14 protein-coding genes are annotated in these 17280 nt (G+C 60.6%); 5 read left to right on the plus strand and 9 right to left on the minus strand.

All coding sequences use genetic code 11. The annotated features are described in order from the left end of the window. Positions 1-144: 144 nt before the first annotated feature. A complete protein-coding gene (locus AC5FXY_RS01380; RefSeq protein WP_493554839.1) occupies positions 145-498 on the plus strand; it encodes an STAS domain-containing protein in 354 nt (117 codons plus the stop codon). 186 nt (positions 499-684) lie between these two features. Beyond that, positions 685-993 carry a KGG domain-containing protein gene (locus tag AC5FXY_RS01385; protein WP_493554840.1) on the plus strand — a complete coding sequence of 103 codons (309 nt, stop codon included), beginning with the start codon at positions 685-687 and terminating at the stop codon, positions 991-993. A 150-nt stretch (positions 994-1143) separates the two neighbouring features. Here AC5FXY_RS01385 and AC5FXY_RS01390 read toward each other — a convergent pair whose 3' ends face one another. Both AC5FXY_RS01390 and AC5FXY_RS01395 read right to left on the minus strand, forming a co-directional pair. Continuing rightward, positions 1144-1980 (minus strand): cyanophycinase, encoded by an 837-nt coding sequence (locus AC5FXY_RS01390; RefSeq protein ID WP_493554841.1) that lies wholly within the window; start codon positions 1978-1980, stop codon positions 1144-1146. Between the two features lie 572 nt (positions 1981-2552). Next, entirely contained in the window at positions 2553-2990 is a 438-nt protein-coding gene (locus AC5FXY_RS01395) for a RidA family protein (RefSeq protein ID WP_493554842.1), read from the minus strand. Between the two features lie 107 nt (positions 2991-3097). Between AC5FXY_RS01395 and AC5FXY_RS01400 the strand changes: the two genes are divergently transcribed. Both AC5FXY_RS01400 and AC5FXY_RS01405 read left to right on the plus strand, forming a co-directional pair. Beyond that, complete coding sequence (locus AC5FXY_RS01400) at positions 3098-3898, plus strand: energy transducer TonB (protein ID WP_493554843.1); 801 nt, start codon at positions 3098-3100, stop codon at positions 3896-3898. A gap of 69 nt (positions 3899-3967) precedes the next feature. Then, positions 3968-5497, plus strand: coding sequence for a diadenylate cyclase (locus AC5FXY_RS01405; RefSeq protein ID WP_493554844.1), 1530 nt, complete (start codon positions 3968-3970; stop codon positions 5495-5497). 208 nt (positions 5498-5705) lie between these two features. Here AC5FXY_RS01405 and AC5FXY_RS01410 read toward each other — a convergent pair whose 3' ends face one another. Next, on the minus strand, positions 5706-6230 hold the full coding sequence (locus AC5FXY_RS01410; RefSeq protein ID WP_493554845.1) for a DUF4442 domain-containing protein: 525 nt from the start codon (positions 6228-6230) through the stop codon (positions 5706-5708). A gap of 156 nt (positions 6231-6386) precedes the next feature. Here AC5FXY_RS01410 and AC5FXY_RS01415 point away from each other — a divergent pair, with 156 nt between their 5' ends. Continuing rightward, on the plus strand, positions 6387-6902 hold the full coding sequence (locus AC5FXY_RS01415) for a hypothetical protein (RefSeq protein WP_493554846.1): 516 nt from the start codon (positions 6387-6389) through the stop codon (positions 6900-6902). 205 nt (positions 6903-7107) lie between these two features. On the opposite strand, the gene AC5FXY_RS01420 is transcribed toward AC5FXY_RS01415, so the two are convergent. The 6 genes from AC5FXY_RS01420 to AC5FXY_RS01445 all read right to left on the minus strand — a co-directional run bounded on the left by AC5FXY_RS01420 (position 7108) and on the right by AC5FXY_RS01445 (position 17274). Further along, positions 7108-9096: a DUF3857 domain-containing protein gene (locus AC5FXY_RS01420; RefSeq protein ID WP_493554847.1), complete on the minus strand. Its 1989-nt coding sequence runs from the start codon at positions 9094-9096 to the stop codon at positions 7108-7110. A gap of 72 nt (positions 9097-9168) precedes the next feature. Further along, positions 9169-11127 (minus strand): DUF3857 domain-containing protein, encoded by a 1959-nt coding sequence (locus AC5FXY_RS01425; protein WP_493554848.1) that lies wholly within the window; start codon positions 11125-11127, stop codon positions 9169-9171. Next, positions 11114-14470, minus strand: a complete 3357-nt coding sequence (locus AC5FXY_RS01430; RefSeq protein WP_493554849.1) for a tetratricopeptide repeat protein — start codon at positions 14468-14470, stop codon at positions 11114-11116. Before AC5FXY_RS01430 ends, AC5FXY_RS01425 begins: the two co-directional genes overlap by 14 nt. 118 nt (positions 14471-14588) lie before the next feature. Next, positions 14589-15146 (minus strand): PPC domain-containing DNA-binding protein, encoded by a 558-nt coding sequence (locus tag AC5FXY_RS01435; RefSeq protein ID WP_493554850.1) that lies wholly within the window; start codon positions 15144-15146, stop codon positions 14589-14591. A 139-nt stretch (positions 15147-15285) separates the two neighbouring features. Beyond that, the gene (locus AC5FXY_RS01440) at positions 15286-16512 is read right to left on the minus strand and encodes a DUF4097 family beta strand repeat-containing protein (RefSeq protein ID WP_493554851.1); all 1227 of its coding nucleotides are present in this window, start codon (positions 16510-16512) and stop codon (positions 15286-15288) included. A gap of 21 nt (positions 16513-16533) precedes the next feature. Further along, positions 16534-17274, minus strand: coding sequence for a hypothetical protein (locus tag AC5FXY_RS01445; protein WP_493554852.1), 741 nt, complete (start codon positions 17272-17274; stop codon positions 16534-16536). Positions 17275-17280 lie beyond the last annotated feature (6 nt).

Consider the following 17280-nt stretch of genomic DNA (forward strand, 5'->3'; position numbering starts at 1 on the left):
GAAGCTAATTTGGTTGTTTACACGCAGTATTATTGCATTTAGTCCAGATAATTTTGTTATAACCCCTTGCGCGTCCATTTCTTCGCCTGTTGGAGCTCGGGGAGCCTGCAATTGTCCTTGACACTTTATTCACCTGGTATTCACATGCTTGGTTCTTCTTCCCCGACTTACTCCCAGGCCCGAACGCTCGACATCGACTTCAATGCCGTGGATGCAGTGCAGCTGGCCCGCTCCCTGGCCCAGGACCGCGACATTCAGACGCTACCCGTCCGTGTACAGATCGATTGCCAGGACCTGCACTGCCTACGCACGCACGGCGTGGCGCACTTTGTCTCGCACCTGCTGCTCATTCGGCGGGCGGGCGTGGAGGTGCGGCTGCTCCGCGTGAGCCCGCGGCTACGCCACCTGATAGGCTTGCTGCAGCTGGATGCTTTTTTCTGCCCCGAACAGGCGCCGGCCGGGCGCGATTCGCAGCCTTTTTTTCGGCCCGCGGCCTGAAGCTAATGACGTCCCGCTGAGCTCTTAGTCGGGGTTTCTACGCAAAACCGTCCGTAGTAAGTGGTAAAAGCAAGACTGATTTGACTTTTTTTGGGCCCGAAAGTCGACCGTTACTGCTGCTCAGCCGTTTAAACGAACCGTACTTTTTCCTGACCCGCTTTCCTTACCCTTTCAAACCCAATAGCTATGGCAATGAACAACCAAAACATGCGCGGCGGCTCGTCGGATCAACACGCGAAAGCGGGCCGCATGGGCGCCGAAGCCCGCAACTCCCAAGGCAGCAGCAAAAGCAGCATCGGCGGCGCTAAGTCCGGCAGCAGCAACCGCGGCTTTGCCTCCATGGACCCCGAACAGCAGCGCCGCATTGCCTCGGAAGGCGGCAAAGCTTCGCACGCCAGTGGCCGCGGCCACGAGTGGACTTCGGAAGAAGCCCGCGCCGCAGGTCGCAAAGGCGGACAGGCCAGCGGCCTGAACCGTGCCAAAGGTCAGAGCTAACTCCACCTCGTTTCTATTTCAAGCTGCCCTTCTGAGCTATGAAAGCAAAGCGGCCCCCGGAGCTTCTCCGGGGGCCGCTTTGCTATGCCGGGTCTGGTGGGAAATAAGCCGGTGCGGCCGCCTTAGCCGTTGGCCCACTCCCCCATAATTCTATAAGTGCATTTGCTCCAGCACCGGAATGGTGTACTGCTCGCCGCGGGCCAGCAGGTGCAGGTGCAGGTCGCGGATGGAGAATACCTCGCCGGGCTTGATTTGGTGGATGGTATTGCCGCTGCACTGCAGCCCGTCTACCACCACCACCAAGCCGTTTCCGATGACTTCGATATCCTTGCCGTTGGTCACCACGATGGCGGTATCCTCTTCCAGTCCGATACCGATGCAACCCGGATTAGTGGCAATGATCTGGGCCATGCGCACGATGCGGCCGCGGGCCACGAAGTGCGTATCGATGGCCACGTCGTGCAGGAACTGCAAGCCGGTGGTGACGTGGATTTCGTCTTTCTGGTAGCCGGCGTCGTTGCGGCCCTGGTAAATCATGGGCGTCGACATGGCGGCGGCGCCGGCGCTGGTACCCGCAATAACAAAGTGGCTGGTGGTGTAGCGCACCTTCATGCGCTTCAGCAGTTCGGTGCCCCCGAAGATGGCCGTCAGGCGCAGCTGGTCGCCGCCGGTAAACATGATACCGGCCGCCGAATCGATCAGGCGCCGGTTTTCCTCGGTGTCCACCTCATCGCGGGAGCGAATGTCGAGCACCTCCACTTTCGGCATTCCGAGCTCCGTGAAGGCCTTTATGTAGTCGTTTCCCGATTCCACGGGTTCTTCGGAAGCTGTAGGAATGACCACTATGGGCCCATCGCCGCGCAGCTCGTCTACAAAGCGCTTCAAGATGCTGTCGGAAGCAAAGTCTTCCGCGCTGTCGCTGTCGCCTTCCTGCTTGTTAGCTGCTTTTTTTTGCTCGCTTCCGCCTATGGCAATAAGCTTACCCATGGGCGCAGGGCACTGATGAACCTCCGACTGGGGGGATGAATGATTGGATTGGCCGTTTTTCGACGGCGTATCGGCTTTCTTTTTCGTGGGCATACCAGTGTCTTTTGCATTAGGTAATGCGGCACGGGTTTTACGCCATTGAGCCGGCTACAGATGTCGGCAGTAAGCAATAGCTATACCGCACAGCCCGACTGTTGCCGCATCAACTTTATTGCATTCAGGCTTTTATAAGGTCCGTACAATTATTAAGGTGGCTAGTTGCTTTACCCGTCAGTATAAACTTTACGTGTTTTGCCGCCGGCATTTTCCGTATTTGTTCAGCTACTATCCAGGGCCCTGTCGTCGTTATAACACCGAGCCAGCTGCCCAACTGACGGACCGCAACGGGAACATGCACCTATTTCCTTCTGCTGGGCACTCGGCTAACTAACGTGCCATGGACTACCCGTGATTATTCTCCCGTTGCACTGCTTCCGGCGTCTGCTTTTCCTTGGCGTCGAATACGCGTGACGCAGGGCCACTGGATACGTTCCGGCGGCCCTGTTTCGCGCTTTAGCGGGTTGGTTATCGGCTTACCGCTCTCCTACCCACGCAATGCACTTCAGCTCAATGGCAATGGGCGTGGGCAGGCAGTTAATCTCGACGGTGGTGCGGCAGGGCTGGTTGGTGGCAAAGTACTGCGCGTACAGCCGGTTGTAGGTCTGAAAATCGTCTTTCATGTTGGTCAGAAACACGGTCACGTCCACCACGTCTTCCCAGCGGGCCCCGGCTTCCTCCACGATATAGCGCACGTTCTGAAACACGGCGTGGCACTGGCTTTCGAAGTCGTAGCTGAGGATGTTGCCATCTTCGTCCAGCTTCACGCCGGGCACGTGCTTCTGCCCGCGCTGCCGCGGCCCCACGCCCGACAGAAATAGCAGATTGCCCACGCGGCGGGCGTGCGGGTACAGGCCCACCGGCTCGGGGGCACGCGAAGAATTCAGGGCAGAAGGGTCGGCAGGGAGGGTCATGGGCCGAAAATAAAGGCTTTTTCCTAGCTTGGCCTGAACCCGACCAGACGCTGGTGCGGTTGTTGCCCCTGACGCGCCCTTATCTGTCTACCTCCCCAATACGACCTATGTTCCGACCGCTTCGCCTCGCTTTGCTGCTGGCCGCTTTGAGTACCGGCACCGCCACGGCCACCCTGGCACAGCAGAAACTCAAATACCCCAAAGCTTCTTCCGTCGACATTTACGACGCCGTGGAAAAGCCCGCTGAGCCCCTTGGCGGCGTGGAAGCCTACGGCAATTACCTGGGTGATAAGCTCAACTACCCCACCACCGCCTTGCAGAGCGGCACGCAGGGCGTGGTAGAAGTCACCTTCGTGGTAGAAAAAACCGGTTATACCTCTGGCTGGCAGGTAACCAAAAGCCTTTCGCCCGAAACCGATGCCGAAGCACTCCGCCTCATCAAGGCCGGCCCGCGCTGGAAACCGGCCGAACACCGCGGTGGCGTAGTGCGGCAGCGCATCACGGTGCCCATCACCTTCCAGATTCCGGCTGGCGCTGGCGGAGCCCCGGCCACTGCCGGCACACCACCGGCCGGAGCCGCTACGGCCGCCAACGGTTTTGAAACCATCACGCCCGACGAGCCCGCCCGCCCCGAAGGCGGCACCGAGGCTTGGTTTGAGTGGGTACAGAAAGAGCAGAAATACCCTGCTCAGGCCCGACAGCGCAAGATCGAGGGAAAAGTGATGATGGAATTCGTCATCGAAAAGGACGGTTCCCTTACCAACATCAAGCCTATCAAACGTTTAGGTTCGGGCCTTGATGAAGAGGCCATTCGCATTGTGAAGGCCAGCGCCAAGTGGCAGCCGGCCAAGTACAAAGGCCAGCCGATTCGCCAGAAAATGGTGCTGCCGATTCTGTTCCAACTCTAATTTCGCCGGGCCGCCGCGGCCAAAACATTTCGGCCCTTGGCGGGTACTAGTAGCTCCTATCTCCTACCCATGTTCAGTCCCCTTACCGTGGTGTCGCCGTCGGCTATTATTGTACCGCCGGCCCTCGAGTTTACCATCTGGCCGTACCAGCACCGCTTTCAGCAAGCCGCGCAGGTAATGGCCGACGGTATTTTTGACGACCTCGATGAGGACCTGCGGCCCAAGGTGATGCTGCTGGGCATACCAGTCGGGGGCGGTGGTGCCATCTGTCTGGAGCCCGACGACTGCGGTCTGCCCGCCGAAGAATTTGCGGATGTGATAAGCCGTGGGCAGCACCTGCGCCATACCAAAGTGGGTACGCTGCACCTGCGCGAGGATTACACCAACGAAATGATTTCGCGCCGCTACGAGGGCATCGGACTGCGCCTCGCGGTGCAGGAAGTGCTCGACGCGGTGGATGAGCGGAAGGCCCGGGGCCAGCGGCAGTCGTTTGCGGGCTGGCCCGTGCGCATCGATGGTTTCTTTGTGGTAACGGTGCTGCAGATTCAGCGCAAAGCCCTGCACGCTCACCCGGCCCTGCAGCCCCACCGCTTCTACACCGACGGCCGCCCGCTGGCACCTTCGCTCATCGAGGCCGCGGTGCTGCGATTCCACGAGGAATGCGTGAAGTCGCTGACCGAGCCCGAGCCCGGCTCCGGCCTACTTACCCGCCCCCGCGACACCGACGAGGTGGTGCGTGGCGCCGGTAAGCTGCTGATGGATACCCCGGCCCAGGCCTTGGGCATGGACCCCGCCGCCGCGAAGCTTTTCAATACCCTGAACACCATTTCGTCGCTGCGCTACGAGGGTACGGCTGGTATTGGCCAAGTGCTGCTGGCCCGCCGCGGCCACCCCAATGTGCAGGAGATTTTTGCCCTCACCTGCCCTACCCCGCTAACGGATTATCGGGCCGTACGCAAGCTGCTTCAAATGACGAGCAGCGACGTAAGCCTGCTCGCCGATGGGGAGAATGTGTACGCCATGGGCCGGCAAATCGGCCCGTACGACGAAAGCCGCGAAGACTTGTTCGTCATCAGCTTTCTGCACCATTACGTGTGGGAGTTCCGCCACGACTCGCAGGTACTCATGCGCTCCTCCTACGGCCAGCCCAGCCTGCCACAGACGCGCCTGAGCCGCTCCGAATTCCGCCGGGGCTTGCGCCATACGTTTCAGCTTACCGACGCGGCTAAAGTGGAACGCCTCTGGGACGTGCTGGTAGAAGCCAGCCGGCAGCCCAAAGGTACCTTGGTGGTCATCACCACCGAAGCGCTGGCCGAAGCCGACCGCCTGAAGCTGCAGTGTACCCTTATCGAGCCGGTGCCGCTCACGCCGCTCATCACCCGCCTGGTTACCGCCATCGACGGTGCCGTGCTCATCGATCCGGAAGCTTACTGCTACTCCATCGGCGTGATTCTGGACGGCAAGGCCTCGGGGCGGGGCTCCAGCACCCGCGGCGCCCGCTACAATTCGGCCCTGCGCTACGTTGAAAGTAGTCCTTACCCCTGCATGGCCATCGTGGTCAGCGAAGATGGACTAGTGGATATACTCACCAAAGAATAGGCTGCCAAGCAGTTACATTTCATTTTTATTATATAAACAAAAAAGGCCCGCTTTACGTAAAGCGGGCCTTTTTTGTTGGCCCAAAGAGGCTCTTTATTTCTTTTCAACGAAAAAGCATCTATTTAACCGAATACTATTTTGTGCCATTTACAAACTCTGTAATACCACCCCTTTGATAAATAGGGACTTCAGAAGCAGCGAGGGCAGTTTACAAGGCCGCGCCCCGCTTTGCTCTGAACGACCAAGTGATGCGAAACACGGCTACCACGTCGCCGGTAGCATCGCGACCGGTGCTGGTAGCTACCACGGTTCGGCCCTCGCCGGTGGCCCGGCTTTCGGCCACGGCCTGCGCAATAGCCCCGCCATCAGCCGACTCAAACACGATGCGCGTGGTGGCTTTCTTGTGAAATTCCGCCTCCATGCCCACCACCAGCATCGAAACGGGCGAGCCGCTGGTAGCGTGCATCATGGCCAGCACCCCCGAGGCCATTTCGGCGGCCATACTCAGGCAGGCGAAATAAATGCTTCGGAACGGATTTTTGGTCATGTACTTAAAAGGGACCGATACGGCGGCGTTTTCCAGCGTGATGTGCTCTACGCGTACTCCCGCTACTGCCGCCGCGGGCAGCTGCGTCAGCATAAACAGGCGCTGCTTCAGCGGGCTGAGCAGGTTGCGGCGGAAAGCCGCGAGTTGCGGTGTATCGGCGGGGGCATTGGTTGCGGGCAGGCTCATGGCTTCGGCAGAAATGGGTGCAGCCCAAGATACAGGAAGTAGTCGGCATGCCGACTACTTGGCGGCGCATTCGTTCCTGGTGGCACTGGCTGCCGACGCTCTCCGCCCCTTATCTTTCGCCGCCGAAACGCGCCAGTTCCGCAGCCTATGCTCCGTATGTTCCGTTCGCTATTCAAACCTACTCCGCACCCCGAGGCATCGGCGGAGTTAGTGGACCAGCTTATTGCCTTCGTACGCGAAGTGGGTCTGCAAGTGCGCGAGGCGCCCGTACCCGCCACTACTTTTCTGCCTGGCTTGCTGATCGAAGCCGGACAGCTAGTGGTAGACCGCCACCGCCTGCGCTTTCCCGGCGACATTTTGCACGAAGCCGGCCACCTTGCCGTGGTACCCGCGGCCGTACGCGCCGGCTTGGGTAGCAACATCGCCGATTACCGCTCCGCTACCGAAGCGCAGGGCGACGAAATAGCAGCGCAGCTTTGGAGCTACGCCGCTATCTGCGCCATGTCCCTGCCGCCAATAGTGGTTTTCCACGCTGGTGGCTACCACGGCCAAAGTCAATGGTTTACTGATACCTATCAGCGGGGCCAGTACCCTGGGTTGCCGCTGCTGGTTTGGATGGGACTGACTACTACCAAAGCCTTTCCAACCATGACCTGCTGGCTTCGGGAGTAAGCAGCTACCCCACGATTTGAGTACGTCGGCTGGTGCCTACTGCTGCTTTGTACAATTGCTTCTATATGAGCACATAAAACAGCTGCGCTGGGCGCTAACTGTCAAGCAGCCTTCAGCTCAAATTATCGAAATCGAAAACAGGAAGCGCCGTCCTACATCTGACAACAGCAGATCCAGGGCGGCGCTCAAATAGGTGTTGCAGTGCTTATGACTTCTTTTCCAGCACCAGCACTACTTTGTTGAAGTTGGCGGCAGCGTTAACCACTTGGCGGAACACTTCAAAATCCTGCTTGGGCCAGTAGATCTGGTTGTAGCTTTCCTCGATTAGGATGGTCACCGTCTGGCCCTGCTGCTGGTAGCTGGAGTGGAAAAAATAGGCGGGGTTGTCAGCCGGACCGGCATCGGCCTTGATGTTCAGGTCGGCGAGGTTGCGCACCGAGTAGCCGGCCGGAATATCGAAGGCGATGGTGCGGTTGTAGCGGCGGTTGAATTCGTTTTCGATGTCCAGCTTCCGCTCTTCCTGCTGGTACAGTTGGGACTGCGGCCCGATTAGCTCGCCTACTTTAAAGAGGTATTTGGGACCAGCCCGGTCTAGCACCGCTGCCGATTCCACGGTGGCATCCACGGTAAACGGGTGTTGCAGAGCATTGCGGCCCGTTTCGCCGTTGGTTACCTCCAAAGACTTAAACACGGCATCGGGTACAGCGCTTTTTATCAGGCCTTGTAGGGCCTCGGTACGCTTATCGGCCGGGATGAGCGGAAAGTAAGGCTGAATTGGCTGCGCATTGTAGCCCCCCAGAATCTGGCGCAGCGCCACGGTAGCCTTGTCCAGCGTGGGCGCGAAGGTTACTTTGATCTGCATGTCGTGCGGGCTCAGGCTGGCTGGCAGGGCCGGCACGTCGCGCACCGTACCCACCGCCGACTCAGCCTTCCCAAACTTCACCAGCTTCACGTAGAGCGCCTTACAGGCCGTCCATTCGGCCGGAATCATGCCGTAGCGGTAATCAGCCCGGCCGGGGGCGAGGTACTGCTTGGTAGCCGGGAAATACAGCACGTGATGGTCGAGCAGGTTCCAAGAATCGAAATCGGCGTCCAGCGGCGCTTCGCTGCGGTCGGCTACTACTACCAGTTCGTGCTCGATGTTGCGGGCGCGCAGCAGGCCTGCCATCAGGCGCGCCATGCCCAGCTCCGAGGCCGTGCGCGTGGCCAGCACCTGCGTGAGGCGGTAGCCGCCACCCGCCGAGTTGATGTAGGTCTTGATGCCTTGCTCCAGCCCCCGAATCTGCTCTTCCACGGGCAGAGAGGTGGCCACATTCAGTTGCTTGTCCAGCTTCTGTACGGCTTTTTGCTCGTCTTTATCCAACTCCCACACCTGCCCGTAGAATAGCTGGCTGGCATCGTTCCAGGTGAAAAGGCGGGCGCTGCCGCGCTGGGCCGTGTAGGCAATCTTGTACTCCACGCGCATGCGCTGGGCCTGCGTGTGGGCGAAGGCTTCGTCGCGCAGGGCAGGCACATCGGCTAGCTGCACGCGCAGGCGGCGCTTATCGCCGGCCAGCGAATCGGTCAGCAGCGCCGGGCCGTGGTAGTTGCGGGCCTCGAAGGTGATGGCGCGGGGCGAAATCAGCTCGAAGCTCACGTCGTGAGCCGGCACTTCGCTTTGCAGCCATTCGCGGCCGAAGTACTCGGCCGGTGTCACGCGGGCGTAGATGTATTCCACCTCGCTGCCTTTCTCCACGCCTTCCAGCGCGAAGATGCGATAGTTGCGCTGCCCACCGTTGCCGTCGCGCAGCTCCTTCATGTTCTTCTCATCCACTTCCACCACCTGCCCCTTGGGGCTGATGGTGCGGGCCCGCAGCTGCACCACCTGGCCGTTCTCGTTCAGGGGCAAGTAGATCTTGTTGTACCGCTCGATACCGTCGTCGGAATTCACGCGCACGATGCGGTGGTCGATGGAGTACAGCACTGCCTTCTGCTCTCTGTTGTAAGCAAACTCATGGGCCGAAAAGTCGCGCAGCACCACCGCAGGCTGGCTTTCATCGGCCTTGGGCACGGGCAGACGGCTGCGGCGGTCCTGCCACTTGTAATTGGAGTGGGTAAGGCCCATGGGCACGCCCAGCTTTTGCGCGGCCAGCGGCAAGGCGGTCAGCAGTGACGCCGTCAGCAAGGATAGGCGAAAGGAAATACGGGAAATCATGCGTAGCTAAAAAAGAAATCGGTAGTCTGCTGGGGCAGCGTAGTCACGCACTTGGCGCGGCACACCGGACAGTTACAGGGGTTTGCGCTTCAGGATCAGGGCGTCGCGGTAGGCTTCGCTGAGCTGCCCTACCACACGGTTGTAAGCTTCAAATTGCTTGGGCTCAAGCAGCAGGTAATTCACGTACACCTCCTTTTCCTGCACCACTTTGTTGCCTTGGCGGCGGTAGCTGATGCGGAAGCCTGCCACCTCGTCGTCGGCCTGCACATTGGCGGGCAGGTGCGTGAGGTCGTAACCAACGGGAATCTCAAACTCAGTCTGCTGGCGCGAACGGCGACGGTAGTCGTTGGCACGGGGCAAGCGCCGCCGGCTCAGGTCGATCTGGTCGTTCATCAGCTCCTTGTCGAGGTTTAGGTTTACGTACAGCTCGTCGTCGGCGCGCTGTACGTAGTCCTCCAGGTGGAAGCGGTAGTCCACGGCCAGCGGCTTTTCGGCCTCTCCCAAACCATCGACTTTGTAATCATCGACGAAAAACTTATTGCTGCCGCGCTCCAGAATGTGGCGCACGGTGCGCTGCTGAGCCTTCTCATCGGCGCCGCGCAGGGCGGCGGTAGCGCGGTTGCGGCTGTAGCCAGCCAGTTCCAGCCGGCCGCTACCGCGCAGGGCCGTACCGTCCAGCGTCAGCCGCGATACATCAGTGCTGGCGTTTTGCTCGCGCGTAACCACGGGCACCGTAGCCACCCGGCTGCGCTCCGCATCCAGCCCGATGAGCACTTCCTTGCCCTGTATCATCGACGTAGGTAAGCCGAAAGGATTGTAGGAGTCGGTGGCGTCGAGGTACACCAGTTCGCCGTTGGGACGCTCGTACACCGCTATCATGTGGTTGTCGACGCCGGGCGTGGCCAGCTCGGAGTAGCGGTACGGCAGGTCGCGGGTTCCGATCCAGGCCAGGTGGGCGTTCAGGCCGGCCAGCTTGAGCATGCCGCGGGTAAGGCTGGCCATGTCTTTACAGTCGCCGTAGCGGCGGGCGTACACGGCGCTGGCCGGCAGCGGCACAAAGCCGCGCATGCCCTGTTCGAAAGCGATGTAGCGCACGTGGTCCTGCACCCAGTGGTAGATGTTGCGGGCTTTCTCATCGGGCGTAGCGGCCTTGGCCGTGAGCGAATCCACGAGCTGGCGCAAGGCCGGTTCGGGCGCCTGCTTGTCGAGGTCTTTCACAAAGCTGCTGTAGAGCGTGTACAGCTCGGGTACGCCCGAGAGCAGCTTGCGCGCCTTGCCGCCGAGCGGTGCTTCCTCTACATAGTACACCACGTGCGGCAGGTACCAGGCTTCTTCCGGCGCGTCACTTTCGCGGGGCGGAGCAGGTAGGTTGTCGGCTGCCCAGCGGTACACCACGTTGTTGCCCTTCTCTTCGCGGGTAAACTTGATAGCCGTCTGATCGGCCCCAAACAGCTTGTAGCTGAGCCGTACGCTGCGCGGGGCCGTCACTGTAAGCTCGGCGTGGCGCACGGGTACGCCGCTAGCGAAGTAAAACGGCAGCAGAAAGCGCGCATCGGGGTAACGCACGCTGTAGTCGCTCACGGTGCGGGCGCCGGGTCCCACGGCCGGGTACGTGAAGCTCACGGAACGCACATCGTCGAAGAAGATGCCCGGGCGTACCTCAAACTTATCCTGAAAGTGCTGCACTTTCTGGGTGCGGTAGCTGGTACCGGCCGGCACCAGCGTTTTGGCTTCGATTTTCTGCAGGCGCGCAAAATGCGAGCTAAACACGCGGTCGGATGCAAAGGCGGCGGTGCCTTCCGTGACGTGCAGCAGGTCGCGGTGGTGGCGGGCTACCACGGCCAGCGAATCGCCGCGCAGCTCCAGCGTCACGTCCTGCCGGTAATCCATAAATACGGCCGGCTGCCCAGGAAATTGCTGCTGCACCTGCGCCAGCACCTGCGCAGGCTGTTGTTGGGCGTGCAGCGGCGCAGCACTTAGCAGTAGCGCCGCCACGGCCAGTGCCCGCAGCCATTGCTTATTTGGCATCATACACGTTGTTGTTCCAGTACTGTTCGGTGCGTTCGGGCTTGCCTTGGGCAGAGTAGTATACCGTGGGGCCCTGCCGCTCCCCGCAGCGCCAGCTTTCTTCCCGCTCCAGCGCGCCATCGGGGCGGAAATAGCGGCTGCGGCCGTGCTGCTCGTCGTGCAGGTAGTTTTCCTCGATTAGTAGCTTGCCCTCGGCCGAGTAGGTGCGCTGCAGCCCGGTAGTGAGGCCGTCGCGCACTTCGGTTTCGCGGTACAGCTGACCGTTGCTGTGGTAGAGGTGGCTCTTGCCATCGAGCAGACCGTTTTTGTAGGTTTCTTCCGCCGATGGCTTGCCATTGGCAAAGAAGCTGCGCACGGTGCCGTTCTGGCTGCTCAGGTCCTGCCACGGGCCGGGCTGGCCGTTGGGCTGCAAATGGCGCCAAGCCATGATGTCGCCGCTCACGTAATTTTTCTCATAGATGAGCTGACCGTTGTCGTCGAAGCGGCGGCTGGTGCCGTGCTGCCGGCCGTTGCGGTAGGTTTCCACGTGGGTCACCTGCCCGTTGGCGTTGTACCAGGTCCACTCCCCGTCCTGCTCACCCTGCACAAAGCTGCCCTTGCTGCGGAGCTTGCCATCGGCAGAGTAATATTTCCACTCGCCCACGGTCTTGTTGCCTTCGTACTGACCTTCGGTGGCCAGCTTGCCGTTGGCGTAGTAGGTTTTGGAAGCACCTTCCCGGCTACCCAGGCGCATGGCCGCCGTCGCCGAGGCCTTGCCCGAAGGCAGCAACCACTCGCCTCCCGCGTACAGGCCGCAGGTCAGGGCCATGCGCAGCCGGGGCTTGCCGGAGGCGTAGGGCAGCACGTAGCTGGTAGCGTCCGGCTTCAACTGCACATCAGCCAGCTTTTTGCCCACTGAGTCGTACTCCACGATGCGCGTGGGCAGGCTGGCCGCAGTCCACATTTCGCTCCACAGCTTGCCGCTGGTGGTATAGCTGCGCCGCAGGCCGTTCTGCTGCCCCAGGTGGTAGCCGTATTCTTCGTTCAGGTGGCCGTCGGCGTAATAGTCGCGCCAGGCACCGTGCTCCTGGCCGCGGTGGTACCAGCCCTCTTGCCGCAGCACGCCATCGGCTGCGTACTGCTCGTAGCGGCCGTGCTTTTCGCCGTTCTCGTAAGTAGTGCGGGTTTTGAGCTTGCCGTTCGGGTGAAATTCCTCCTGCACACCGTCGAGCTTGTCATCGCGCCAGCGCCGCTTCTCCGATACGGTGCCATGCCGGTACACGTAAGTCCATTCGCCGTGCGTCAGGCCGTTGCGGTAGCTGCCGGTGTACAGCGGCGAGCCGTCGGGGCGCAGGCCGCGCACTTCGGAAGTTTTGCTACCGACGCTATTCTGCTGCAACGGCTTGCCGGCCTTGTCCAGGTACACCGATTTGCGCAGCTGGTCGCGGTCGTAGGTCATTTCATTGTATACCACCCCGTCGAGGTCGTAGTCGCGGTAACTGCCGTGCAGACGACCTTCGTTGTCGAAGTTGCGCTCCTCAGAGAGCTTGCCATCGGCGTAATAAGTACGCCAGAGGCCCGTGCGCTTGCCACGGGTAAAGGTGCCCGTGGTGCGCACCTGCCCGTTGGGGAAGTAGTTCGTGTAAGTGCCGTGCACCAGCCCCTGCTCCGTGGTGCCACGGGTTTCTACGCGCTTGCCCGGTCCGGCCCAATACGAGGTGAACGGGCCGTGCTCCTTGCCGGCCACCATGACCAACTCGGTTTCTACCGTGCCATCGGCGTAGAAATTGGTAACGGGGCCATCCATCTCATCGCGGCGGTAAGTACCGCGCGCTTCCACTTGCCCGTTGGCGTAGTACTTGGTGAAAGCGCCCTCTGCGCTGCCGGTGTTGTCGTACGTGCGCTCTTCCTTGAGCGCCCCGCACGAATGGTAGATTTTGGCCACCCCCACGGGCTTATCGTCGCGGTACATGCCCTCGATGTAGCGTTGGCCATTCTCATGGTACTCGCGGTAGGCTCCGTTACGCTTGCCTTGGTCGTCGTAAGTGGTTTCGCGCAGCAGCGTGCCGTCGTCGTAGTAATAGCGCCAGGAACCGGCCGGCTCGTTGTTTTTGTAGCTGCCTTCGGCCGACAGATTGCCTTCGGCATCAAAATGCTCCCACGGGCCTTCGTAAAATATCTTGCCGGCGGCATCCCGCCGAGCGTCGCCGAGGCCGTTGATACCGCCCGAGTTGTTAAACCAGGCTTCCACGCGCGTCGGCTTGCCGTTGCGCACCACCGTCTGAAAGTCGCGCAAGGTCATCATCCTCGGGCTCAGCGCCTCCATCAGCTTTTTTACCTTGGCGGAGTTGCCATTCACCCACTTCAGCGCCGATTTATCATTGGCCGAGCTGAGGATGAAGTACGTGAACGTAGTCAGGTTGTCGCCCTGGCGCAGTACTTCCACCATGGGGCCGTAGGCGCGCTGCCAAAAGTCAGCCTGGGCGGCATCGGTGGCCAAGGGAAATTTCTCCACCAGCAGTTGCGTCTGCTTTACCACGGCGGCCTGAAACTTCACGGCACTGCGGTAGTCTTTGCGTAGAGCCACACGAGCATTGAGGAGTTGGTCTAGTTCCGCAAAGGCATCATTTGGCGACGTAGGCTTCCGCTTTTCCTTTTCTTCCACCGCGAGGCTGCCCACCGATAACTGCTCGGCCATCAGCAGTATTTCGTTGCTGTTGGGGCCATCTGGCTCGTACAGCAAATAACCCAACAAGCCGAGCAGGCCGTGCGTGGTATGTCCCTGCTGAATTTCGGTGCGCGCCAACTGCAGGTGGCTGCCGGGGTGCATGGGCTTCAGCTCCAGGCTGCGCTGGTACGAGGCCACAGCGGCGGCCGTCTGGTTGGGCTGGTTGGCCTGCGTTACGGCTTGATTGTACCACAGCATGCTATGCAGCGGGTAACGCTTCAGGCCGGTTCGAAAGGTTTCGAGCGACTTATCGATCTGCCCCAGGTCCTCTAGTGCATTGGCCAGCGACACATAGGGCATTGGGCTGTTCATGCCTAGGTCGATGGCGCGCTGCGCGGCTGCTGCCGCTTCGTCGTACTGCTTATTGGCCCAGTAGGAAAGCGACAGTTCACCCTGCGCAGTGGCGTACGACGAGTCGCTGGCGGGTACGCGCAGGTAGGTGGCAATGGCAGCGGCATAATCCTGCTTATCGTGCAGCTCAATGCCGGCTCTGATGGCCTCGCGCCCCAACAGTGGCGCGGCGGCAGGCGTGGTAGCGGGAATAGAAGAAGTCGGAGCAACAGGGGCCGACGGCTGAGCCTCCGCAGAGGCAGCCAATAAGCTCAGTGCCAGAGCGGCACCAGCGTAGCGGTGGGTCATAAAACGCGTAAAATAAAACTACATCATACCCGGCAGTAACAGGTTCTGCCGACCGGATATTGCTACAAGTATACAGAATTGCGAGGGGCAAACCGCGGCCCAAACGGCTATCTGCCGGCTAATTTTTCGGCTGCTTACGCCCACGGGTGGACGGTACCGGTTTGGCTGGCGCAGCCGGATACACCGTCAGTTCCTTGTAACCGAAGGTTGGATCTGCTTCGCGCCGAAACTCTACATCCTCTAACACGCCCAGCACTATTTCGGCAGTAGTGTATACCAGGTTGCCATCGAGTAGATGCCCGCCAATGGTACGCCCGGTGGAATCCGAAACCGATAGGTGGAGGTGGCTGCCGCTTTCGGCCAGTGTGCCCACCAAGGACACAATCTCAAAATGGCCGCGGTACACGCTTGGCCCTTCCTGATTAGCCAGCCGCAGCGTAACGTGCGTAAGGCTGCCCACGCACGTTACCACGGCCGCGGCACGCAGCTGCTGCGCTTGCACCACGGCCAGCAGTTGCTGCCGCAGATCCTGCCCCGGTCGCAGCCGTAACGTGAGCGTAGACATGCGCGACGGCACGGCAGAGACAGCGGCTGAGGAAGACATAAGGGTGGTGGTTTGGGCTTGGCTGCCAAAGCCGATCAAATTCAGCCCCAGCACGAGTAGCAGCTTGCGCATGCGTCAAAGGTAGGGCCCGCTACGGCCTTTCCTCAAAACAGAAAAAGCCGGTTGCAGCCGGCTTTTTCCTTCACTCCGTCCCCTCGGGCCTTCACATAATGGTAACTAAGCAGTTCAAGCGCCGCGGCGCCGAAGCCGTTTAGCGGTTAAAGCTCACGCTGCTATAGCGGGTTTTGATGTTGACGCTGCCACCGTTTCGGGCCTGGGCAGTTCCGTAGCGCCCCTGCATTTCCGTCGACGAGGCGCTGTTATCTTCGGCACGCACTTTCACCAAGCGCTTATCTATCAATACTTTCCCATTCTCAGCGTTTACATCGAACACGAAGCCAGCGTCGTCGGGAAAGTTTAGCAGAATGGTGCTGTACCCGCCGTCTACATTGATGCTCTTAAAGTTACGCCCGGTGGTACGCACTTCGAAGGAGGGGCAGTATTGCACCTTCATATCCAGCTGATCCGATACCTTATCGATGCTGAAGCGCGAGTAGCCAGTAGATCCTTGCAGCGAGCGAACGGTGCCCAGGTTCACGTCGCCGTAGCGGCTGTGCACCACCAGATCCTGCACCGTGCCGATATCGATATCGGAACCGTTGTTACGCAGGTCCACGGTCTGGCCTTCTACCAAGCGCAGGCGCGAGTGCGTAGCATCGACGGAGGCCTGCCGGGCATACTGCACCACTGCGGCGCCATTGCTTACCCGTATGCTGTTTTGGGGGCCTTCCAAGCGGCCAGTGCGCAGGCTGCCGTAGCACACTTTCAGATCGGCCGCGGCGGTCAGGTCGCCGGTGATGCTCACATCGCCAAAGCTGTTTTTGACCTTCAGCGGCGTGTTTTTGGGCATCCAAATGGTGAAATTGATTTCGTAGAGGCGCTGACGGCTGTAACATTCACGCGGCATTTCGCCGAGGCGTGTTTGCAGCGTAATACCACCCTCTGCACCAGAGTGCTCCTGTATCAGCACCTGGATCATATCCAGCAGCTGCTGCGCTTTCTCGTCTTCCTCGGCGCGGGCCACGATGTCGACTTCCGTCTTGATTTCGGCGCGGCTCCAGGTGTTGATCTGCACGCGGCCGTAGCGGGTGTCCAGCGTAAGCGAGCGGCCCGCAGGGGCTTTAAACGTGCGGCTGATCTTGCGGCTTTTTTCCACCGCCGGCACGGGCGCCGTGGGGTCGGGTTGTGGGCCGGTCTGCTGCACCTGCTGCCCGTCTTGGGAGGGCTGCTCCCAGTAGCGGTCGGCAAGGCCGGGCTGCTCAAAGCCACCCACTGGCACCGCCATGCGCCCTTGCGCGGCGGCTGGGCCAACTGCGGCAGCCAGCACGGCTGCCAGCGGCAGCATCCAGCGAAAGGAAAAACGGAACGAGGAATGCATGGTGTGTTGTGGGGAGGAAGCTTACTTGGCGGCCGAAGCGGAGTACGACTCGTCGTGGTACTGCCGGATCTGCTCGCGGGTGCGCAACTGCTGGTTCAGAATGTCTAACCGGATTTGCAGGTTGCGGTTCATGGCTTCGAGCACGGCATCCGGATCGGGGTTCTGGTACAGTTCGGTGCGCAGTTGGCGGTAGGTCGAGTCGAGCGCCGTCAGCTCCTGCTTCCAATCGGCCACTTTGGGCATGGTGCCAGAAGCTGCATCGGCATCAAACTGCTGCAACTCGTGCTGCTTTTCCAGGATTTGGGAGGCGTAATAAGCTTCCATGCGCCGTACAGCAGCATTTACCCGGCGGGCCGGGGCACTGGCCGATACGGTAATGGGCTCAGGGTTACCTACAGCTTCGGTTACTGCTGTGGGCTGGTCCTGCATAGAGGGCAGCGCGGCCGCAACGTCAGCCACCGGGGCAGCGGTCATTTCATCGGCGCGGCGCAGGCCGTAGCCACCGGCCATCAGCATGATGGCAACCGCAGCGGCGGCGGCGTAGCGCTGCCAGGCAAAGGCAGGCGCAGTAGAAGTTTTATTTGTATTGGCCGACGGCATGCTTGGGTTCAGCGGCAAGACGTGGGTGGGCGTCTCATCGGTGCCGGCCGGCTCATCCAGGCGCGCTTCGATGGCGTCCCACAGGTCGGGGCGCGGCTCGAACGCGTCGAGGTCGGCGCGGTGCCGCTCGACGAAGCCTTCTAATCCGGAGTTGGGTTTCATGACAGT

It is taken from the genome of Hymenobacter sp. FMD4 (genome assembly GCF_058932745.1).